Here is a 21,233-nt window from a genome sequence, read left to right on the forward strand (position 1 = left end):
GACACGACTCTATCGGCGTCCGGCTCCCGCACCGTTTTCCTCAGCGTTGACGACGGCGGCTACCGCACTGATCTCCACCAGCGCACCGGGTACGCCCAGGCCCGCCACGAAAGCTGCCGTCACCAGGGGTGGCTCCTCTGAAGCGAGCTGCGCAGCAATCGCTCCGTAGCCTGCCGAGAGGTCGGCACCTTCAACGAAGAGCACAGTCCACTGGATGACGTCTTCCAGGCCCGCGCCCGCGGCCTCGAGGGCAGTTTTGGCGTTGTGCAGTGCGCGGGCAGACTGGATGGCTGCGTCGCCTTCTCCAACCAGTTTTCCGTTCCGGTCTACGGCGTTCTGACCACCGACGTAGATGGTTGTTGCGCCGGGGGGAACGACGGCGACGTGGCTGAAGGCGGGGCTGTTGACCAACCCGGGTGGGCGGAGGCGCTGAATAGGTGACATGAGGGTATGGTGCCATCCGGCGTCGACGGCCAAAAGGGGGCGCCGCTAATCGGCGGCAGGCCGACGTCGTTGTTGCTTGGTTGCCGACCGTTGTTCCTTGGCAGCCCTGTGGCGTCGTGCCGAGCCACGGGTTGGTTTGGAAGGCCGACGGACCGACTCGGGAACGAGGGCCGTCTCAATGAGGCCGGCCAGTTTGGCAAGGGCGAGCTCCCTGTTGCGAAGCTGGGACCGCTCTTCGGACGCCGTCACAGTAATGACGCCTGAGACGAGCCTGCGACCAAGCCGCTGGAGCAGGAGTTGGCGTTGCTCATCAGTGAGGGCAAGGGACTCCTCGACGTTCCACATCACTTCGGCGCGGGTGTCGGTGGTATTGACGTGCTGCCCGCCCGGGCCCGAGGACCGCGAAAACCGCCAGCTGAGTTCAGCGGCGGGGATTTTCAGCGAGGGCGGGATGTCCAAGTCCATGGATTAAGCGTTGCACGCCCCACGCTAGGATCTTGTCATGGCCGGTTCCCTGGATTTCCTCGGCCCCATTCTTGAGGTGATGACGTGGGTGGGGTTTGTCCCCGGCGTGCCTCTGCTGGTCATCGCGTGGGTTGCTGCGAGGCGCCGCTGCCCCTGGGCGGCGGCCGACGGCGAACAGTTCACCGCCGGGGGATACCTGGGACTCCACTGGGTGGACCAACGCAATGAGGAACAGAAAGTCCTCCTGGACGTCGCCGCAAAAGATGGCAGCCTCACATCACGGTCAGTGGTGGTCCACTACGATATCTGCCACCCCTCCAGATGCTCCCCTCAGCCGCCCAAGTACGACAACACCGTGCTGATTCTTGGCTGGGTCCTTACTGGCATTGGTTTCCTGAGTACTGTCGGTGGACTTCTCCTGGTGATCATCTAGCCGCTGGCCCTTGAACGCCCGATCGGTGCGGAGCTAGCATTTGCGAACGGCAGGTCCGTGCGGCCAAAACCAGGAGATCCAGATGAGCGAATCGTCCGCCACGCTGACAGTGGACTTGATTATTTCCTTGGACGGTTACGCTTCAGCCGAGGGGTGGCCGGGATGGTGGGGGCTGGAGAGCCCGGAGTACCTGGCGTGGCTGGAGGAAGAAGGCAAAAAGGAGTTCACCACTCTGATGGGGCAAATACCTACAGGGTCATGTCAGGTATGTCCGAACAGGCCGCGGGCCAAGACTCAGGCTTCTCCGAACAAGAAGACGCCGCCCTCACCGGGTTGGCCGCCATGCGCAAAGTCATCTTCTCATCCACCCTGGAGGAGCCCTTGGCGTGGCCCAACTCGGAGCTGGTCAGCGGTGACGCGGTGGAGACCGTGCGAAGGATGAAGGAATCCGGAACCAGGAAGTTGATGACCCTGGGCAGCCTCAGTCTTAGCCGTTCCTTGCTGGCTGCAGGCCTGGTTGACAGGTATCGACTGGTCATTTTCCCCGTCATCACAGGCCGGACGGGACGGGAGCGGATTTACGACGGCTATCCGGATGTCTCCCTTGACATGGTGGGAAGCAGGAGGTTTGAAGGCGGGCTGCAAATGCTCGAGTACGTTCCTACCCTCATCGACGGCCCACGGGCTGGTCGAGTGTGAGGCACCGCACAGGAACAGGATCCGCAGGGTCCTGGTGGACAGCCGGGACTAGGGCTGTTCGGGGAGCAAACTCTTCAAGCAGTCGGCATAGTGGGCCATGGCTTCGGAGAAGGTCAGTAGTTCAAAGCCCGCCCCGCCGTCCTTGGTCTCCCGCCACAATATGGGCTCGCTGCTGGTCCCGTTTGCCATGAGCGTCGCAATACCCCACGGATGGCTGGGATCCGCCACGGTAATCCCAGTGGCATCGAAGGCGTCGCGCAGGACGTAGGTGGTGACGGTCCGCCATGACTGCAGGAACGGTGGCCTTAGCTGCTCAATAAGGTCCTCGTCCTGAATGTTGTAGGCGTCCAACAGACTCTTTGATAGCCCGTCCCACTCTTTGTCGTCTCGGACCATGAGGTGCGCTGCCTCAACATGGGCGATGGTTTCGTTCAACGTCATGGTCAGTCCCCACACTTCCTGTCGTCGCTCAAGCCCGTTCACTCAAGCCCAGGCGCCCGTGGTCATTGCCACGTCACACCATCATGAAAAGTAAACGGACAGGAGCCCTTCTTGATTCCCGTTGCTGCCGTTGTCGGCCACCACCAGTAGTCAATAAGCAAACTTACTAATAGGCTGGGCGTGGGGGCGTCCCCGAACAAAGAGAGTTGAGGCGAACATGGCAGAAGAGCGCGACATCAGCAAAGTCACGGACATCATCAACGGTGCCAAGATTGGCATGGTGACCACAGTCAATGAACAAGGTGCTTTGGTTAGCCGTCCGCTGGCGATCCAGGATGTCAAGGACGACGGCGACATGTGGTTCTTCACGGGACTGGGTACGTCACAGGTAGCGCATGTCCGAAATGATCCACGGGTCAACGTGTCCTTCGGAAAGAACACGGAGTGGGTATCTGTTGCCGGAAACGCCGAGGTGGTCACTGACCGGCAGATAATCCGGGACATGTGGAACCAAACAGTTGAAGCGTGGTTCCCGGACGGCCCTGAGACCCCGGAGGTCTGCCTGTTGCGTGTCGACTCTGAGTCTGCCGAGTACTGGACCAGCCCTGGTGGCACGGCTGCGACTGTGCTGCAGTGGGTGAAGTCCAAGGTCACCCACTCGCGGATGAGCGTCGGCGAGAGCGGTACGGTTGACCTGTGAACCGACGTGGTTGATTCGGGGCGGTTTCGGCGCCTCCTGGAGGACGAGAAGCAGCAGAAGCTCGAACTTCTCGCGGCGCTGAGCAGCGACATCACATCGGTGAACCGCGCACGGCAGGACTCGAATGTTGATGACGAGCATGACCCCGAGGGCAGCACCATCGCTTTTGAACTTTCCCAGGCCTCTGCGCTACTGCAGCAGAGCAAGCGTGGACTGGCCCAGATTGACGCCGCTCTTGAGCGCATTGCCGCAGGGAGCTATGGATTGTGCGCCGTGTGTGGTGCGGTAATACCAGAGGGCCGGCTGGAGGCCCGGCCATGGACGCCGTTCTGCGTTAAGCATGCCTCCGGCAGGGCATAGCTCTTTCGAGGAGTGGCCGTTTCGCTTCCTTGGCTGCTCGGGGTTCAGGCTCCGCGTCCGCTAGGTCCCCATCCCCGGCTTGACCGGAACGTACTCGATGCCCTGGTGAACTTTCTTTTGCGGTCCACGGGAGAAGCCCTTGGCATCGAGGTGATTACCCGCCCGGTAGTCCGCCAGGGCTTGGTCGTAGGCCTCGTTGAGTTGCCGGCCGCTGAGGATCTCCTGCGTGCCATCGGTGAAGGTAATCTGTACGTTGATGCCGTTTGGGAAGTGGCGCTTCATGCGGATGAAACCTTGGGGATCCTGCTGTAGGGAAATCAATGCGGCCACGCTTTCAGAAGAGGTTTCCCCTATCTTCCCGCATGGGACTCTATGGTCGACGTTTTAGTTGCAGGTTCAACCCTTTGGTTGTACGGTTTACTTGAAGGTTCAAGCTTTGCCTTCCTGTCAAACCCTGAAGGACCCCACATGACCGCCTGCCTGGACACCGCACCACCCGCTGCATCGCTGCCCAGGGCGACCGTTCGCAGCAACGTCACCGTGCCGCTTCAGTTTCCTGACGGATTCCGGACGACGGCGGAAGTCTTCACGTTCCACGGCCTGGCTGACGGCAAGGAGCATTTGCTTCTTGCCCTCGGCTCATGGGAGCAATCCCTGCTGGCCCCGGATAGCGAAACAGGTGTTGCTCCTCTGGTGCGCCTTCACAGCGAATGCATGACAGGTGACGTCTTTGGCAGCGAGCGCTGCGACTGTGGTCCACAGCTGCGTGAAGCGGTGGAGGAGATTGCCGCCGTCGGAGGTTTCCTGCTGTACCTTCGACAGGAGGGCCGGGGCATTGGCCTGTATTCCAAACTGGATGCTTACGCGCTCCAGGACAATGGCCTGGATACCTACGAAGCCAATCTGGCTCTTGGCCATGACGAAGACGAACGTGACTACTCTGCCGGAGTCCAGATGCTCCAGGCCATTGGTGCCAGTCGAATCCGGCTTCTCAGCAACAATCCTGACAAGGCAGCGCAGCTCTCCGCACTGGGAATCGACATCAGCGAACGAGTGCCCACCGGCGTCCATGTGTCCGAAGCCAACCTGGCGTACCTGGCAGCCAAACGCGACCGGACAGGACATGTGCTGGAATTGCCTGAGCCTGCCTTGGTGCCTGAGCCTGTCCCGGAGGTCCGGAGCCCGGGATTCCACACGGAACCGCCAAGCCCGGGAACTTTGATCTCCCGGGCAGAAGCCCTGGTCCCGCACCTTAGGGCACGCGCATCCGAAACTGAGGAACTCCGCCAATTGCCCGAATCCACCATGACCGACCTCCGCCGGTCGGGCGTCTTCCGCCTCCTCGCACCCAAGGGCGTTGGTGGTTACGGGATGGGCGTGGAGACCTACGCTGAGGTGGTCAGGCAACTTGCCCGCGGTTGCGCATCGACTGCATGGACCGCCGGGCACCTGATGGAACATGTGTGGATGTTGGCCCGCTGGCCGAAGCAAGTCCAGGACGAAGTCTTTGCCTTGGAGAGGGTTCCACTGGCCGCAGCGACGGGTGCGCCCGTCGGTGCCGCCACGAAGGTTCCTGGTGGCTACAACGTCTCCGGCCACTGGAGTTTTGCTTCAGGAGTCATGCATTCGGAGTGGGCGCTCCTGGCTGTTGACTGCGACGGTGTCCGTCTCCAGGCCTTGGTCCCTGTCGCGGGGCTCGAATTGATGGACGCCTGGCATACCGCAGGGTTGCGGGGGACGGGCAGCAATGACCTGCGGGCAGATCACCTGTTTGTCCCGGACTACCGGGTCATGGACTGGGGTCACCTGAGCGCTTCGGACAACCCCGGCAGCTTGGTCCACCCTGATCCCACACTTCACATCCCCATGGCAACGCTGCTGAACCTGGTGGCACCGTCCACCGCCTTGGGCGCCGCAGAGCATGCCTTGGAGCTGTTTCAAGCGCAATTGATGGTGCGAAAGGTCAAAAACACTACCGAGGTGCGCCAAGCGGACTCTGTACTTGCCCAAGCCCGTTTCTCCGAGGCCTTCGGACTGGTTGCTACTGCCCGGATGCATTGGGAGGAGGCGGTCCGGATTCTGGCGGCAACCGTCGCGCGCTCCGGTACGGCGCCAACGGGCACGGCGCCAACAGGCACGGAGCCGACAGATACGGAGCGGTCGCGGTACCGGCTATCGCTTGCCCTCAGCGGCCAGGCGTCGGAGGCCGCGGTCAGGCTCGTCGTCGCGGGTTCGGGCGGCAGCGCACACCGCTTGTCGCATCCCTTGCAGCGCATCCAAAGGGACGTGAATGTCCTCCTGAACCATCCCACGCTCAGCTTCGACCCCATTGTTGAGCAAGCAGGCCGGGGACTGCTGGGCCTGGGGTTCACCGTCAGGTCGTTCTAGGCGTTTCAGGAGCTGGGCCCTCCGGGGTTGGTTCCGCAGCCAAGGTGCTGGCCCGGTCCGCCGCGGCCCCTTGCTTCCTGCTCGCCAGCAGGAAGGGCACCGCAATAAGCTCGATAACGCCGGCCATGGCCAATGAAGCCGGATAACCGTAAAGGTCCGCGCCGCGGCCCAGGAGTGGTTGGATCACCACTCCGCCGCTGGAACCCATCAGCGAATCGAAACTGAGGACGGTGGCCCGCTGTTTCGACGGGATCATGTCATTCACATACGCCTTTCGGACCGGAGTAGCCGCAGAACCCACCACGGCCCACAACGCCAGCAGCACCAGGGCTACCCAGAACACGCGCGTGGATCCCAGCACCAGGAGAATCACGGCACCCATCAGGCCGGCGAGGATCATCACTGACGTGCGTTTGTGGAACAGTCCCCGGGCGTGCGGGGCCAGCCAGCCGCCCAGAATCTGCGAGCCTGCGACAATCGCGGCGGCCAGGCCCGCGATGGAATAGGCTTTCGGGTCCCCAAAAAGGTTGAGAAGGTACGGCTGCAGAGCGTAAAAGACGTAAATTCCGACGCCGGCGCTAAAGGGAGCCGCCAGCATCATGTACCGAACGGGCCGGTTTTTCAGGCCGTTGTCTATCGAGGCCGTCAGTACGGTATGGACAGCCCGCATAGGGCTGGTTGAACGCTCAGGCGAGAAGCCGACGTCGTGCATGAGACCGAAGGCCACTGCAAACATGGCAAGCAGCACCCCCACGCGCAAAAGGAAAGGCACGCCCAGGTTGGTAGCTTGGGCAATCACGCCGCCCGCGACGGACCCAAACAGCATTGCAAGGCCCTGGACCATTTGCCCGCGGCCAAGCACGGATTCGAGCCTGCCTTCGTAACCGGAGAATCGCAGTGCGTCCACGAGCCACGCTTCGACGGCTCCGGAAAAGAACGTGAAGCCAAGGCCCAGCAGGACCGAAACCACGGCCCACATCCAAAACGGGGCTGAGACCTGCCAGAGCACGTAATACAGGTAGGTGGACACGGCCAGTGTCACGGTACCGAGCAGGAACGATACGCGGCGGCCCCAACCGTCGGCGACCACCCCGGTGGGAACTTCGAAGAGGACCATGCCAGCTGTGAAGAAGGCATTCGCGGCGAAGGCTTCCAAGTTGCTGAGGCCCGCATCAAGCAGGAAAAGGGTGTTGATACCCCAGATGAAGGACGCCGCCACGGTATTACCCAGCGTCAGTGTGAGGTACACACGTTGGATCGTTCGTGCGGCGGGATTCATGGTGTCGCCGCTTCCGCCAGGGCGGGGAAGGACCACACGCCAATTCTCGCGCTGATCGCCCCTGTTCGCCAGATCCGGGGGAGGTTTGATGTGCCACTAGGGGTTTGCGTTAGGGGAATGTAGATCTTCGGGCACCGTTAAGCGGCAAATGCCGGGGAACCCTGCGTGGGTTCCCCGGCATTTGGCGGTACATCGTTAAGCTTGGTTGCTCACCAGGCCATTTGCAGCGGTACTTACCGTGTGGTGCGCCGAAAGCAAGGGCCTGAAGAACTCGCCGAGTTCGGCCGTTGCGGTCAGGGGCAGGACGTTGGCAACGTATTGGTCGGGGCGGACCACCACGACGACGCCGTCGCGGCTGAGTCCGCGCTGTTCGAAGATGTCGTTTGCCGGGTCGGTTCCGAAGACCTTCTCAAGGTACGTGAGCTCGAACGGTCCCACAGTAGGTTTGAAGACCGCCGGGACGGCGTTGATGTCCACTCCGGTGTGGTCTTGCTGGTAGATCACCTTGACGTCGAACCAAGCGTCGCGGTCAAGGCTCGACGGCGTAGCGGCCAGCGGGGAGTCGGGTGCGGTTTCGAGCCACTCGGCCAAGTCCGCGACCGGGCCGGCGGATCCTGCAGCTGCGGCGTCGGCGAAGACGTAAATCCGCCAGCGTCCGTCGGCTTTTGCGTGGTGTCCAAGGTGCATCGGGTTGGTGTCACAGACACGCTGCACCGGTGCTGATTTGAAACGCTTGCCCACCGGGAAGCCGGTGGCGAGTTCCTGATGTGCAGCCTCGGCAACGACCATGGAGGGGGCGTACTGGGTCATGAACCCGGCAGGGAATTCCGCGGTGCTCGTGTAGAACGTTTCCAGCTCCGTAGGGTCCTTGAATTCCTCGGGCTTCTTAGCCATGAGGGTGGACCATTCCTTGTCGAAGTCGATCAGGTTCTTGGCCACGACCTGGCGTTCGGCGGAGTAGGTGTCCAGCAGCGATTCCGGGGACCGGCCTTCGAGGACGTGGCCGAGTTTCCAGCCGATGTTGAAGCCGTCCTGCATGGAGACGTTCATGCCTTGCCCGGCCTTGGCGGAGTGGGTGTGGCAAGCATCTCCGGTGATGAACACCCGTGGTGTGCGCGTGCCGCGCTCTTCCGGCAGGACGTCGTCGAACCTGTCCGTGAGCCGGTGACCGACTTCGTAGACGCTGTGCCACGCAACATTGCGGACATCCAGCGTGTAGGGGTGCAGGATGTCGTTGGCCTTGGCGATGATCTGCTCAATGGTGGTCTTGCGGACCGCGCCGTGGTCATCTGCAGCGACCTCGCCCAGGTCCACGTACATGCGGAACAAGTGCCCGCCCTCGCGGGGAATCAGGAGGATACTGCCGCCGGAGCCGGACTGAATGGCACACTTGGTGCGGATGTCGGGGAAGTCTGTGACGGCGAGAACGTCCATGACACCCCATGCATGGTTGGCCTGATCGCCTGCAAGATGGCAGCCGATGGATTCGCGGACCTTGCTGCGGGCGCCGTCGGCGCCCACCACGTACTTGGCACGGATCACGCGTTGCTGGCCTTCGTTGGGACCGGAAGTGTGGCCGAGCGTCACAGTGACCGGGTAGTCGCCTTCGCCTGTGACATTGAGGCCAAGGAACTCGTAACCGTAGTCGGGAACCATTCGGGTGGGAGAGTTGGCCATGAATTCCGCGAAATAGTCCAGAACACGTGCCTGGTTCACGATCAGGTGCGGGAATTCGCTGATCCCCGCCGGATCGTCCACCGCGCGGGCAGCCCGGACGATGCGCGAATGATCGGCAGGGTCAGGCTTCCAGAAAGCCATCTCGGTAATCCGGTACGCCTCGGCAATGATCCGCTCAGCGAACCCAAACGCCTGGAAGGTCTCCACGCTGCGTGCCTGGATGCCGTCGGCTTGGCCTATCGCCAGCCGGCCCGGTCGCCTCTCAATGATGCGCGTAGTGACACCCGGGAACTGGGACAGTTGTGCCGCGGTGAGCATGCCAGCGGGGCCGGTGCCAACAATCAGCACGTCAACTTCATCGGGAAGCCCGGCTGGTCGATCAAGACCGACGCCGGCTGCCGGCTCGACTCGGGGGTCCCCGGATACGTAACCGTGGTGGTGGAACTGCACGGGCTTTCCTCACTTCTTCGTGGGCTGGTGCTTCATGGGTGTTCGGGCTGTGTTCGATAATAGAACAGGCTGTTCGATTATCGCTCATACAATCGTAATGCGGGTCACACACGCGTTCAAGTCCTTTCGGATTTGACCCCGGTTGCACTCCAGTTCCTTCGGAATAGTGGTTGGGCATGTGAGGATCAGGTATGCCTCGACTGATGCTTCTGGACACTGCCTCGTTGTACTTCCGCGCCTTCTATGGGGTGCCGGATTCGATCCGTCGCGCAGACGGAACACCGGTCAATGCGGTACGGGGCCTGATGGACATGATTGCCCGTCTCATCACCGACTATGAAGCAACCCACTTGGTGGCATGTTGGGATAACGACTGGCGACCCAAATGGCGGGTAGGGCTGATTCCCAGCTACAAATCGCACCGTGTCGCGGAGCTCGTCCCGGACGGTCCCGACATCGAAGTGGTTCCCGACCCGTTGGAGGCACAGATCCCCATGATCCAGCGAGTGCTGGAGCTCGCCGGCATTGCGGTCGTTGGCGCGGATGATCACGAAGCCGACGACGTCGTTGGCACGTACGCCAGTCACGCACAGTTCCCCACCGATGTGGTCACCGGCGACCGCGACCTGTTTCAACTCGTCGACGACGACCGCGGCGTCAGGGTCATTTACACCGCCCGCGGCATGAAGAACCTTGAGGTGATGACCGACGTCGTTGTTGTGGGCAAGTACCGGGTGCTGCCCCAGCAGTACGCCGACTTTGCGACCCTGCGGGGTGACGCTTCCGACGGGCTGCCCGGCGTGGCCGGAATCGGTGAAAAAACCGCAGCGTCCTTGTTGGGCGAGCACGGTTCGTTGGCTGGCCTGCTGGAGGCTGCCGAGACGCCCGACGGCGGACTGTCGGCTACGGTGCGGGCCAAACTTTCAGCGGCGGCGGACTACCTTAAGGTTGCGCCCGCCGTCGTCAATGTTGTCCGGGACCTGGAGGTTCCTACGCTCGAACAAGCCGGCGCCGAACTGCGGCCAGTAACAGGGGATGCACGCGCTGAACTTGAGCGGCTCGCTACCGAGTGGAACCTGGGTGGCGCTGTGAAGAGGCTCCTGGATGCGTTGGACAAGCTCGGCTGAACCTCGAATTCACAGCGGAATTACAGGTTCACAACAGCGCGGACTGGGGTAGCACCTCCATCGTGTTAAGAGGACGGCACACCTGACCGTCCCTCAGGCACGGACCGAGGCAACACGGTCCATTGAGGAGAGGTATATGTCGAAAACCAAGAAAATCACACTCGGAATCGCGGCGGGAGCCCTGGCCCTTGGCGCGGGGATGGGAGTGACAGGGATGGCGACAGCAGCCACTACCCCGTCGCCGAGTGCCACATCCTCCACGGATGCGGGCACAGCCCCAGCTGATCACGCGGGCAAGCCCGGAGGCCACGGCCATGGACGCGACGGGGGCAAGATCGCCTCCCAGCTCGCAACCAAGCTGGGTGTTGATGAAGCCAAGGTCACCGAAGCCCTCAAGGCTTTCCGCGAGGCCAACAAGCCCGCCACGCCACCTGCTGAAGGATCGGAAGGCACCAAGCCGGACCGGACGGCGCAAGAGGCCGCACTGGCCAAGTCCCTGGCCACGGCATTGGGTGTTGACGAGGCCAAGGTGACCAGCGCGCTGGAGGAGATCCGCACTGCCGGCCAGGCAGAGCGCGCAGCTGCACTGAAGACCAGGCTCGACAAAGCCGTTTCAGACGGAAAGCTCACGCAGGCCGAAGCTGACGCCGTGACCAAGGCTGTCGAAGCCGGGGTCATCGGAGGCGGCGGCGAGCGTTAGGTGCCCGCCCCTCCCTGGCTGGAAGCCAACTGAAAAGGATCCCTCAGGCTTCGGCTTGGGGGATCCTTCGCGTCATGTTTCGGGGAGACACCTAATGCGGCCTGAACTGCTCTGCAACGGGACACTCAAAAGGTTCCCCGGCAAACAGGCCTACACCGTCCAGATACTTCACAACGATCACATAGGAAGCAATCAAACTGGTCTCCGTGTAAGGAATGCCCAGATCATCGCAACACCCCCTGACGATCCCAGAAGCCCGCTGGAGGTAGGGCCGCGGCATGTCGGGGAAAAGGTGATGTTCGATTTGGCGGTTTAATCCGCCCATCAGGGTGTCCATCAACAGGCCGCCGGTGATGTTGCGTGCCGTGAGGACCTGGCGGTTCAGGAAGTCGGCCCTGCTGGTCGGTGGGAGTATGGGCATTCCTTTGTGATTCGGCGCAAAGGAAGCGCCCATGTAGAAACCGAAAACACCCAGTTGTACGCCAAGGAAAGCACATGCCATCCCTAACGGCAGGAGCGAAAAGACCAAGAACGGTACAATCAGCAACCGCAGCACGATGACGGGGATCTCCACCCATCGGTGGTCCACTTTCCCTTGACGCAACAGGTATTTCAACGAATCAATGTGCAAGCTGACACCTAGGAAAAACAAAAGGGGAAACAGCAGCCAGCCTTGTTTGTGGGTGACATGCACCATGACTCCATGCCGGCCGCTTGCCGCCCCAGGGTGGAACGCAATGGCTCCAGTGTGGATGTCCGGATCCTTATCGATGACATTGGGAAAGTTATGGTGCCTTGTGTGCTTCTGCGCCCACATGGAGTAACTGATACCGACAAGTCCTGTGCCGATCAGTCGAGCGGACCACTCGTTCATTCCTTTGGACTTGAACACCTGCCGGTGAGCGGCTTCGTGCGCCAGGAAAGCAAACTGGGTAAGTACCACGCCCATGAACGCTGCGACGAGGAGCTGGAACCACGTATCCCGGAGCAGGAGGAAACCGCTCCACGTTCCGGCCCATGCGATCATCAGGACGATGAAGATGGTGATGTAGAACCCTCTGCGGCGCTGAAGCAGGCCTGCATCGCGGACGGACCTGAGGAGTGCGGAGTACGAGTTGACCGCCCGGGCGGTGGCACCTCGCTCCGGACGGTACTTCTCGGACGAAACTTCTGGTGCCACGGTGCCTCTAGCCAATTACCGGTGGACTGAACACATCGTTTTCCACCGTCTCTTCAGAGTACGCCCCAACCCCGAACAAAGCCCGCGAAAAATCTCGAGGCAGGATGTCGAAATTTCCTCGACCCACTCGACGTATGGACGAGAAAGTCGAGACGACTTTCCACGACACAGGAGATTGAGTGAGATGGCGAAATACTCCGGAGTGATCTTTGCCCGCCGGGTGGAGAGGAAGTCGCGTGTCTCGGTCCGGTTGTCTATGGTTCAACGGTAAGACTTTTGGTCGGCTCAGGGAGTCACTGCCAATACCCCTATCAGCAGTGCCTCCCTTCCTTTCAGGCAAAGAGTGTTAGATGGAAACATCCACTTAAGACAGACACGCAGGAGAAACATGCCTACCGCTTCCGCATTTGCTTCACCCTCGGCCACGGGCGACCTGACCCTGACCACCATCGAACGCCGTGAGGTTGGCCCGAACGACGTCCATATCGACATCAAGTTCGCCGGAATCTGCCACTCGGACATCCACACCGTCCGCGGTGACTGGGGCCCCCAGCAGTACCCGCTGGTCCCGGGTCATGAGATCGCCGGTATCGTCACCGAAGTCGGCTCCGAGGTCACCAAGCATAAGGTGGGCGACCGCGTCGGCGTCGGCTGCATGGTCAATTCCTGCAAGGAGTGCAAGAACTGCCTGGCCGGCGAAGAGCAGTACTGCCTCAAGGGCAACGTGGGCACCTATGGCGCAGTGGACCGCGACGGCACCATCACCCAAGGTGGCTACTCAACCAACGTCGTAGTGAACGAAGACTTTGTTGTCACCATTCCGGAAGGTCTGGACCTCGATGTTGCCGCGCCGCTGTTGTGCGCAGGCATCACCACCTTCTCCCCGCTGCACCACTGGGGTGCGGGTCCCGGCAAGAAGGTCGCCATTGTCGGCTTGGGCGGATTGGGCCACATGGGCGTCAAAATCGCCCACGCAATGGGTGCCGAGGTGACCGTCCTGTCGCAGTCGTTGAAAAAGATGGAAGACGGCCTCAAGCTCGGCGCGGACCACTACTACGCCACCAGCGACCCCGCCACCTTCGAGGCGCTTGCAGGAACCTTCGACCTCATCATCAACACTGTCAGCGCTTCCATCGACATCAGCTCCTACCTGCAGCTGTTGACCCTCGATGGAACGTTGGTCAACGTTGGAGCGCCGGCTGAACCGCTGCCGGTGAACGCCTTCGCCCTTATCGGCGGCCGTCGACGGTTCGCCGGTTCCATGATCGGCGGCATCCCGGAGACCCAGGAAATGCTGAACTTCTGCGCCGAGCACAGCCTTGGCGCAGAAATCGAGGTCATTCCCGCGAGCCAGATCAACGAGGCGTACGAGCGAGTCCTGGCCTCCGACGTGCGCTACCGCTTCGTCATCGACACCTCCACCATCGGCTAGGACCCCCGGCGACACCGTAAACACGGCAACACCAAAACACGAAAGGCCACGCCTCCTCCCGGAAGCGTGGCCTTTCCCGCGCCCCCAACAGGGACAATGGTCTGGTGACATTCAGACTGGACGCCATCGGCAGGGGATTGGTCTTCGCCGATTCCCTCGAAAACCTCGCCTCGGCCCTCATCAACCAGGGCGACGCCGGCACCGCAGTCGTGCAGGCACCGCCAGGTACGGGTAAAACCACTTTGGTGCCTCCGCTGCTGTCCAATCTTGTGTCCGAACGGCACCCCGGCCAGCCTCGCGTCGTCGTTACCCAGCCCCGGCGCGTCGCTGCCCGGTCCGCCGCCCGTCGACTTGCCAGCCTGGACGGTTCGCGGCTTGGTGGCAGGGTAGGCTACACCGTCCGGGGTGAAAGCAAAATCAGCAACGACACAGTGGTGGAGTTCGTCACGCCCGGCATTCTTCTCCGTAGGCTGCTGGTTGATCCGGGGCTTGACGGCGTCCATGCGGTCGTCCTGGACGAGGTCCACGAGCGCGGGCTGGAAACGGACCTTCTTCTCGGCATGCTCGCTGAGGTCCGCGAACTCCGGGAAGACCTGTCATTAGTGGCGATGTCGGCGACCGTCGACGCGCCTCGTTTTGCGGCGCTCCTGGGTAAATCCGGGCACGAGGGCGCCGGTCCTGCTCCGGTGGTTGATTGCCCGTCCGCGCTGCATCCGTTGGAGGTCCGGTGGGTGCCTTCCCGGGACCGGCGGCTGGATGAGCGGGGTGTAACCCGGAGCTTCCTCGACCACGTTGCCTTCACCGCGGCGACCACCCACGCTGCTGCCCTGGACACCAATCCCGGGGTGGATGCCTTGGTGTTCCTTCCGGGCGCCCGGGAGGTGTCCGACATCGCTGCCCGCCTGCGGGGGCAGGTGGCCGACGAAATCGAGGTGCTGGAGCTGCACGGCCAGATCGGACCGGAGTCCCAGGACCGCGCTGTATCAGGCCGGGAACCCGGAGGCGCGCCCCGGATCATTGTCTCCACGTCCCTGGCGGAATCCTCGCTCACCGTTCCGGGGGTTCGCCTGGTCATCGACTCGGGGCTCTCCCGGGAACCGCGCCGCGACTCGGGGCGGGGCATGTCCGGTCTGGTGACGGTCTCTTGTTCCCGCGCCTCGGCGGAGCAGCGCGCCGGCCGGGCTGCGCGGCAGGGTCCGGGCACGGTAGTGCGCTGTTATGACCAGCAGGCGTTTTCCGCTGCCCCCGCTCACCAGACCCCGGAGATTACCGTCGCGGACCTGACAGGTGCGGCATTGGTCCTGGCTTGCTGGGGCGCGCCTGGCGGCGAGGGCTTATCGCTTCCCGATGCACCTCCGGCCATCGCCATGAGGGATGCCGTGGAGGTGCTCCGGGAATTGGGAGCGGTGGCGGACGACGGAACCGCCACCAGTTTGGGCAAAACCCTGGCCCGGATCCCGGCCGATCCGCGGCTTGCACGCGCCTTGCTGGAAGGATCCAGCGTTGCCGGTCCACGTTCGGCCGCTGAAACGGTGGCCTTGGTGGCGGGGGACCAGCGGGCTCCCGGAGCCGATCTCACTGCATTGCTCTCATCGCTGCGTTCGGCTTCACACCCCGGCGCCCGGCGATTCGCGGAGGACACGCGGCGGATGGAGTCGATGGCGCGGCGGGAGGCGGCCGCCGTCGAACCTTCCCAAGTAAGCAAGGGCGTCACGGCGAGGGAAGCGCCCGGGTTTGTGGTGGCGTTGGCGTTCCCGGATCGGATCGCCCGGCGCGTTCCCGGCGATGGAAGCATCACGTACCTGCTCTCCTCCGGAACGCGTGCCGGTCTCCCGGCTGGTAGCCCGTTGACGGCCCATGAGTGGCTTGCTGTCGCCGAAGTGTCCCGGGCCCATGGCCGTGACGCTGCGGGTACCGGTGCGGTGATCCGATCGGCAGCACCACTGTCGGCAGAACTTGCAGAAGCCGCAGCCCCCCACCTCCTTCTCCAGACGGTGCAGGCAAAGTTCGGCCAAGGGCGCGTCACCGCCAAGCTGGAACGTCGCCTGGGCGCCATCGTCTTGTCCTCCACGCCGGTCAGGCCCAGCGTGGAAGCCGGTCGGCACGCCGTGACGGAGGCGCTGAAGAACACCGGTCTTTCGATGATGGGGTGGTCTGCACCGGCCGATGCCCTGCGCAGGCGGCTCGCTTTACTGAGGCGCGAGCTCGGTGATCCGTGGCCGGACGTCAGTGAGGATGGCCTGCTCGCCCGCCTGGACGAATGGTTCGGCCCGGAGCTGGAGACCATCGCCTCCGGCACGCCTGCCGGCTCCATCAACCTCGTGGAACCCTTGCGGCGCCTGTTGCCTTGGCCGGAAGCGACCAGGCTGGACAGCCTGGTGCCGGAGCGCCTTGAGGTGCCGAGCGGTTCGCGGGTGCGGATTGATTATCCGGACGTGGACGACGACGGCGGCAGGCCGGTTGTGGCGGTCAAGCTCCAGGAATGCTTTGGCTGGGACCGTACGCCGCACCTGGTCGATGGCCGCGTTCCGGTGCTCTTCCATTTGTTATCACCGGCCGCACGCCCGTTGGCTGTCACGGACGACCTCACCTCGTTCTGGTCCGGGCCGTACGCGCAGGTCCGGGCCGAGATGCGTGGGCGCTACCCCAAGCATCCCTGGCCCGAAGACCCGTGGACGGCGCCGGCCACGGCCAAAACCAAGAACCGGATGCAGGCCGGCTAGCCCAACCGCTCCACCATGAACTGCATCTCGCCATCCACGAAGGTTCCCACAACGCTGCTGGCGGCGAACTCGTCAGGCCCGGTGGTCAGGGGATCGAGCTCGAAGGCTGTGAAGTCTGCGCGCTTGCCCACGGTGATGGAGCCCGATACATCCCACAGCCCTGCAGCCTTGGCCGCGTGCGAGGTGTATCCCTCCAGGGCCTGGAGCGCGGTGAGGGCCTGGGCTGGGGCGATGGGCTGCTGCTCGGGATGTCCGGATCGCCGGCGCAGCTGCGCATCGGCGATGATGGGAAGCGGTTCGTAGGGGGCGATGGGCCAGTCCGAGCCGATGCCCAGGGTCACTCCGGCATCACGAAGGTCCCTGCACCGCCATGCCCTGTCCGCACGTTCGGGGCCCAGGCGGATAGACCAGTTGTCGCTGTGGTCCGCGAGCGAATAGTGCGTGCAATGCGTTGGTTGCATGCTGGCCACCACTCCCGAGTCCCTGAAGCGTTCCACCAGTTGGTCCGGTACGGATTCGATGTGCTCGATCCGGTGCACGGTCCGGCGCAGGACATCGGCAGGAACAGTCTCGGAGAGCGATTCCAACGCGTTCAATACATGGTGCACGCCCGCGTCTCCGATGGCGTGGGTCGCTGTGGGGATTCCCCGGGAGGCGAAGTAGCGGACAGCGGCGGTGTAGTCCTCGGGACGAGGCCAGAACGCTGCTGTGGATTGGCCAAGGGTGTCCGGTTCGTAGAGCCACGCGGTGCCGTTGTCCACTGTTCCGTCGACGAAGAGCTTGATGGCCTCAATGGACCAGCGGCGACCACCGGTTCCGATACTGCGGGCCATCTCCTTCCACTGGGCTTCGCCGCTGCCTGGCATGCACCACGGGGCCGTGCGCAGCCGAAGGGGCAGGTCACCGTCTGCTTCCAGTGCCTGCAACAGGGCGGTCGATTCCTCACTGTGGTCCATGATGTGCCCGCCGGTCAGTCCGGAACGGGCGAAGTCCCTCAGCAACCCGGCCAGCCGCGCCTTACGCTCGGCGAAGGACTCCTGCGGCATGTGCCGCTGGACGAGTTCCATGGCCGCGGCTTCCAGCAGGAGCCCGGTAGGGGTGCCATCGCCGTCGCAAACCACCTCTGAAGCCTGGTTGAATTCCTCCGGCCCATGGACACCGGCACGGTCAAGCGCCCGGCTGTTGGCCAGCGCCGAATGGCCATCGAACAGCCGTACAAGGGCTGGCTTCCCGCCGCTGACATCGTCCAAGGCATGCCGGTGCATGGGGGTGGTGCCGAAAGCGTTCGGGTTCAGGCCCCAGCCACGCAACCACTCGCCGTCGTTCGCTGCTTCCGATCGCAACAGAGCGCGCACGTCCGCCAATGTCGCCGCACCGGACAGGTCGACCCCCATGGTGAGGTCAAGGCCAAAGACAGGATGGATGTGGCAGTCCACCAGGCCGGGAGTCAGCGTAGCCGTACCGAGGTCCACCACCCGGGTTCCCGCTTGGCGCCAGCTTTGGGCGTCCGTGCGGCTTCCGACGGCGGCAATCACGCCACCGCTGACTGCGACGGCTTGTATGGGCTCATGGTGTGGCCGGTCATCCAGTGTGTGAACGGTGTCGGCAAGGACGATGAGGTCAGGAGTCATGGGTTTCAAAGCTTCCAATCCGGGAAAAGACGTCGGGGCGGTTGGTGCGCAGGCCACGGGCGATGAGCAGGCCGGCAAGGAACACCAGCGGTGATACCAGGAGCAGGATGGTATTGGTCAGGGCATCGGCGAAGGTGAGGAGTTCGATGTTGATGGCGATCAGTGCCACCACTCCGAACAGGAGGATGGCCGAGGCTACTGTCAGGGGGATGATCAGGCGGTTCGTGACAGCGGCAGGGTTACGGCGCAGGTAGGTAAAGGCGGCAACGGACACCAGTCCCTGGAGTGCGACAATCCCGAAAATACCCGGTGTGTTGACCCAGATCAGGAGTTGCTTGTAAGGGTCGGCCCCGGCGATCGCACAGATGATAATGACGACGGCGGCCAGGACAGTCTGGATCTGACCTGCACGATGCGGCGACTTGTATTTGGGGTGTGTCTTGCCAAGGAATGCGGGCAGGACGCCGTCTTTCGCCAGCATGTACACGTAGCGGTTGATGGCGTTGTGGAAGGCAAGCTGGGATGCGTAGACACTGGTCACGATCAGCACGTACATGACGACTTCGGCCCAGGGCCCCACGTATTGGTTGATGGTAGCGAAGAACATGCCATCGGCCAGTTCACCGGCAGCCTCCACCACGTTTCCGTCCCCATATGCCTGGATGACGGTCCAGACGATGAACGCGTAGAACACGGACATGAAACCTACGGCAATGTAGGTTGCCCGGGGGACCGACTTGTCAGGATTGCGTGCTTCGCGCCGGTACAGCACCGTGGATTCAAAGCCCATGAAAGCTGCGAAGCAGATGGCGAGGATGGCCAGCACGCCTGGCGTGAACGCATGCTCGGGGGAGAAGGAGGAGAAGCTGATGCCTTGGGCGCCTCCACGGGCCAGGATTCCAACCCCCATGACGGCAAGGATTGCGGTTTCGGCGATGAGCAGGACCCCCAGGACCTTTGCCCCGACGTCGATGCCGCGGTATCCAAGGAACCACACCGCTGCGATCGCAACCAAGGCCACTACCGGCCAGGGAACGTCGAGGCCGAAGAGCGTGTGGAGCATCGCTTGGGTCTGGACTGCGAAGAGCCCGTAGACGCCGATTTGCAGGCAGTTGTAGGAAACGATTGCCAGGATGGCTGATGCCAGGCCCACGGTCTTGCCCATGGCCAGCGTGATGTAGGTGTAAAAGCCGCCGGCGGCCTTGACGTGTTTGGTCATGGCCATAAAGGAGATGGCAAACACCAGGAGTACCGCGCCGGCGATGACATACCCCATGGGGGCGCCGATGCCCCCAACGCCAAGGGCTACTGGTGCCACTCCGGCCATCACGGTGAGGGGGGCTGCTGCGGAGATCACCAGGAAGGCGATGCCGCCGGTGCCGATGGCATTCCGTTTGAGCCCATTCCCGGCATCTGCTGCCGGGGGTCGGGTTTCGAGGTCAGACATGGGGGTCCTCTGGGGTTCTGTGGGGAGGGGAATTCTTGGAGGTTCCGGAACCTAAAGCGAAAGGCTTTCGTTTATCGTAAGGGCCTGTGACCCTCCGCACAATACTTCGACGCAAACTTCTGGCTAGAGTCGTAACAACAACCGCGAATGGAGACACCCGCATGGCACGCCCGCTGGTCCCACTGATATCGGTCGACGCACTCGTCACCGCCGCCCTCGAACTGGTGGACGAGGCAGGGGATTTCAGCCTGCCGAAACTGGCCAAACGGATCGGGGTCAGCCAGTCCTCCATCTACAACCACGTGAGCGGTCGCGAAGAGATACTTGAGCTCATGCGCGGGCGGATCATCGCAGAATTGCCCTACGTACTCGGCGACGACCAGGATTGGGAAGCATCACTCCGCGCGATTGTCCGCAGCTACCGCGACGCTTTTGCCCGCCACCCCAGGCTCGCGCCCCTGCTGGTACTCCAAACAGTCCAGGACCCCCAAGTACTGGCGCTTTACGAAAACCTTGCCGTCGCCCTCCGCACAGCCGGGTTCACCGGCCGGGACGTGGTCTCCGCGATCTCCACCATTGACAGCTTCGCGCTGGGGTTCGCCCTGGACCTGGCAGCTCCTGACGTCGTCTGGGCTCCGCCGCTGCACGGCTATCCGACGCTCACCCATGCCCTGAGCTATGCGGGCCCTCCCACTGAACGCGGTGAAGCCGCTTTCGAATTCGGTCTGGAAATCCTCATCGCAGGCCTCCACTCGCGCCTCCAGTCGACGGTGCAATAGACGTGGACGCTGCTGGAAATGTGGCCCACAACTGGTGGGACGCGGTGCTTCGCGGTTTCACCGACACCCATACCACTGCAGTTCCCCTCCCTGCCCTGCTCGGCATTCTCGCCTGCTCCGTGGTCCTGAGCATTCCACGGCCCACATGGCGCTGGTTCGGCCTGTACGTGACCTTCGTCCACGAACTCGGCCACGCGTACGCAGCCCTGATGACCGGCCGGTTCGTCCACGGACTTCGCATCGGGCTGGACCATTCGGGCCGGCTGGTCAGCAGCGGCCGGAGTTCCTTCGGTGCGGCATGGTCAGGATTCTGGGGTTATCCGGCCCCGGCGGTTGTGGGCCTAAGCCTGATCGCCGCATGCGCTGCCGGGCGTTCGGGAGCCGCAATGTCCGTGGGCGCCCTGATACTGCTGGTTTCGCTGGTCTTCCTCAGGAACCTGACGGGCATACTGGTGGCAGTGTGCAGCGCGGTCATTGCCCAGGTCCTGATACTGTTTGCGGCGCCCACCACCGTCAATTACGTCGTGCTGGCACTTGGTGTTGCGCTCTCCGTGGGCGGTGTCCGCGATCTCTTCAAACTCGTCGGTGTCCATACCCGGCGACGGAACCGGTTGGCGGCCTCGGACGCATTCATTCTGGGCCGCACCACGGGTGTCCCGGCCTACGTCTGGCTGGCCGGCTTCACCCTGGTAATTGCGGGGTGCTCACTCGTGGCTGCCTGGCTGCTGTGGGGCATGCTCACGGTTTAGTCCAAAGCCGGGCCGGTGGATCAAGGGCCGACGCCGGCAGGCTGGTTTTGCTCGCTGCAAGCCCTTGTCCTGCGGCCACCCCAGGGTGTCCAATCCTCTTTAACGTTCCACGTTCAGGGCGTTTGCATG

19 protein-coding genes and 1 pseudogene are annotated in these 21,233 nt (G+C 62.9%); 11 read left to right on the forward strand and 9 right to left on the reverse strand.

Features of this window, described 5'->3' with window-relative positions; translation table 11 throughout:
• Positions 1-9 precede the first annotated feature (9 nt).
• Together ACNQOP_RS00795 and arfB are read right to left on the reverse strand one after the other, a co-directional pair.
• On the reverse strand, positions 10-444 hold the full coding sequence (locus tag ACNQOP_RS00795; RefSeq protein WP_257368199.1) for a RidA family protein: 435 nt from the start codon (positions 442-444) through the stop codon (positions 10-12).
• A 45-nt stretch (positions 445-489) separates the two neighbouring features.
• Positions 490-909: an alternative ribosome rescue aminoacyl-tRNA hydrolase ArfB gene (gene arfB, locus ACNQOP_RS00800; protein ID WP_416402995.1), complete on the reverse strand. Its 420-nt coding sequence runs from the start codon at positions 907-909 to the stop codon at positions 490-492.
• Positions 910-946: 37 nt separating this feature from the next.
• On the opposite strand from arfB, the gene ACNQOP_RS00805 reads away from it, so the two are divergent.
• Both ACNQOP_RS00805 and ACNQOP_RS00810 read left to right on the forward strand, forming a co-directional pair.
• On the forward strand, positions 947-1,342 hold the full coding sequence (locus ACNQOP_RS00805) for a hypothetical protein (protein WP_416402996.1): 396 nt from the start codon (positions 947-949) through the stop codon (positions 1,340-1,342).
• Positions 1,343-1,424: 82 nt separating this feature from the next.
• A pseudogene (locus ACNQOP_RS00810) lies at positions 1,425-2,041 on the forward strand (dihydrofolate reductase family protein).
• A gap of 48 nt (positions 2,042-2,089) precedes the next feature.
• Here ACNQOP_RS00810 and ACNQOP_RS00815 read toward each other — a convergent pair.
• Positions 2,090-2,482, reverse strand: coding sequence for a hypothetical protein (locus tag ACNQOP_RS00815; RefSeq protein ID WP_416402997.1), 393 nt, complete (start codon positions 2,480-2,482; stop codon positions 2,090-2,092).
• 217 nt (positions 2,483-2,699) lie between these two features.
• Between ACNQOP_RS00815 and ACNQOP_RS00820 the strand changes: the two genes are divergently transcribed.
• Both ACNQOP_RS00820 and ACNQOP_RS00825 read left to right on the forward strand, forming a co-directional pair.
• The gene (locus ACNQOP_RS00820) at positions 2,700-3,182 is read left to right on the forward strand and encodes a pyridoxamine 5'-phosphate oxidase family protein (RefSeq protein WP_257368194.1); all 483 of its coding nucleotides are present in this window, start codon (positions 2,700-2,702) and stop codon (positions 3,180-3,182) included.
• 6 nt (positions 3,183-3,188) lie between these two features.
• Positions 3,189-3,542: a TraR/DksA family transcriptional regulator gene (locus tag ACNQOP_RS00825; RefSeq protein WP_349470179.1), complete on the forward strand. Its 354-nt coding sequence runs from the start codon at positions 3,189-3,191 to the stop codon at positions 3,540-3,542.
• Between the two features lie 60 nt (positions 3,543-3,602).
• On the opposite strand, the gene ACNQOP_RS00830 is transcribed toward ACNQOP_RS00825, so the two are convergent.
• The gene (locus ACNQOP_RS00830; RefSeq protein WP_257368438.1) at positions 3,603-3,863 is read right to left on the reverse strand and encodes a hypothetical protein; all 261 of its coding nucleotides are present in this window, start codon (positions 3,861-3,863) and stop codon (positions 3,603-3,605) included.
• Between the two features lie 147 nt (positions 3,864-4,010).
• Between ACNQOP_RS00830 and ribA the strand changes: the two genes are divergently transcribed.
• The gene (gene ribA / locus ACNQOP_RS00835; RefSeq protein WP_416402998.1) at positions 4,011-5,930 is read left to right on the forward strand and encodes a GTP cyclohydrolase II RibA; all 1,920 of its coding nucleotides are present in this window, start codon (positions 4,011-4,013) and stop codon (positions 5,928-5,930) included.
• On the opposite strand, the gene ACNQOP_RS00840 is transcribed toward ribA, so the two are convergent.
• Positions 5,917-7,209: an MFS transporter gene (locus ACNQOP_RS00840; RefSeq protein ID WP_416403249.1), complete on the reverse strand. Its 1,293-nt coding sequence runs from the start codon at positions 7,207-7,209 to the stop codon at positions 5,917-5,919. The two genes, ribA and ACNQOP_RS00840, sit on opposite strands and share 14 nt — an antisense overlap.
• 195 nt (positions 7,210-7,404) lie before the next feature.
• Positions 7,405-9,336: an FAD-binding monooxygenase gene (locus ACNQOP_RS00845; RefSeq protein ID WP_416402999.1), complete on the reverse strand. Its 1,932-nt coding sequence runs from the start codon at positions 9,334-9,336 to the stop codon at positions 7,405-7,407.
• Between the two features lie 191 nt (positions 9,337-9,527).
• Between ACNQOP_RS00845 and ACNQOP_RS00850 the strand changes: the two genes are divergently transcribed.
• On the forward strand, positions 9,528-10,463 hold the full coding sequence (locus ACNQOP_RS00850) for a 5'-3' exonuclease (RefSeq protein ID WP_416403000.1): 936 nt from the start codon (positions 9,528-9,530) through the stop codon (positions 10,461-10,463).
• 136 nt (positions 10,464-10,599) lie between these two features.
• A complete protein-coding gene (locus ACNQOP_RS00855; RefSeq protein WP_284985622.1) occupies positions 10,600-11,163 on the forward strand; it encodes a Clp protease N-terminal domain-containing protein in 564 nt (187 codons plus the stop codon).
• A 91-nt stretch (positions 11,164-11,254) separates the two neighbouring features.
• Here ACNQOP_RS00855 and ACNQOP_RS00860 read toward each other — a convergent pair whose 3' ends face one another.
• Positions 11,255-12,343 (reverse strand): fatty acid desaturase family protein, encoded by a 1,089-nt coding sequence (locus ACNQOP_RS00860; RefSeq protein WP_416403001.1) that lies wholly within the window; start codon positions 12,341-12,343, stop codon positions 11,255-11,257.
• 388 nt (positions 12,344-12,731) lie between these two features.
• Here ACNQOP_RS00860 and ACNQOP_RS00865 point away from each other — a divergent pair, with 388 nt between their 5' ends.
• Together ACNQOP_RS00865 and hrpB are read left to right on the forward strand one after the other, a co-directional pair.
• The gene (locus ACNQOP_RS00865; protein WP_257368187.1) at positions 12,732-13,775 is read left to right on the forward strand and encodes an NAD(P)-dependent alcohol dehydrogenase; all 1,044 of its coding nucleotides are present in this window, start codon (positions 12,732-12,734) and stop codon (positions 13,773-13,775) included.
• A gap of 104 nt (positions 13,776-13,879) precedes the next feature.
• Positions 13,880-16,498 (forward strand): ATP-dependent helicase HrpB, encoded by a 2,619-nt coding sequence (hrpB, locus tag ACNQOP_RS00870; protein ID WP_416403003.1) that lies wholly within the window; start codon positions 13,880-13,882, stop codon positions 16,496-16,498.
• On the opposite strand, the gene ACNQOP_RS00875 is transcribed toward hrpB, so the two are convergent.
• Entirely contained in the window at positions 16,495-18,129 is a 1,635-nt protein-coding gene (locus tag ACNQOP_RS00875) for an amidohydrolase (RefSeq protein ID WP_416403004.1), read from the reverse strand. The genes hrpB and ACNQOP_RS00875 overlap by 4 nt on opposite strands.
• Entirely contained in the window at positions 18,119-19,576 is a 1,458-nt protein-coding gene (locus tag ACNQOP_RS00880) for an APC family permease (protein ID WP_416403006.1), read from the reverse strand. The genes ACNQOP_RS00875 and ACNQOP_RS00880 overlap by 11 nt, the downstream gene beginning before the upstream one ends.
• Before the next feature lie 161 nt (positions 19,577-19,737).
• Here ACNQOP_RS00880 and ACNQOP_RS00885 point away from each other — a divergent pair, with 161 nt between their 5' ends.
• Together ACNQOP_RS00885 and ACNQOP_RS00890 are read left to right on the forward strand one after the other, a co-directional pair.
• A complete protein-coding gene (locus ACNQOP_RS00885; RefSeq protein ID WP_284985627.1) occupies positions 19,738-20,355 on the forward strand; it encodes a TetR/AcrR family transcriptional regulator C-terminal domain-containing protein in 618 nt (205 codons plus the stop codon).
• A 2-nt stretch (positions 20,356-20,357) separates the two neighbouring features.
• Positions 20,358-21,104, forward strand: coding sequence for a M50 family metallopeptidase (locus ACNQOP_RS00890; RefSeq protein ID WP_257368182.1), 747 nt, complete (start codon positions 20,358-20,360; stop codon positions 21,102-21,104).
• Positions 21,105-21,233 lie beyond the last annotated feature (129 nt).

The organism is Arthrobacter sp. LFS091, from assembly GCF_047977885.1.
Lineage (GTDB): Bacteria > Actinomycetota > Actinomycetes > Actinomycetales > Micrococcaceae > Arthrobacter.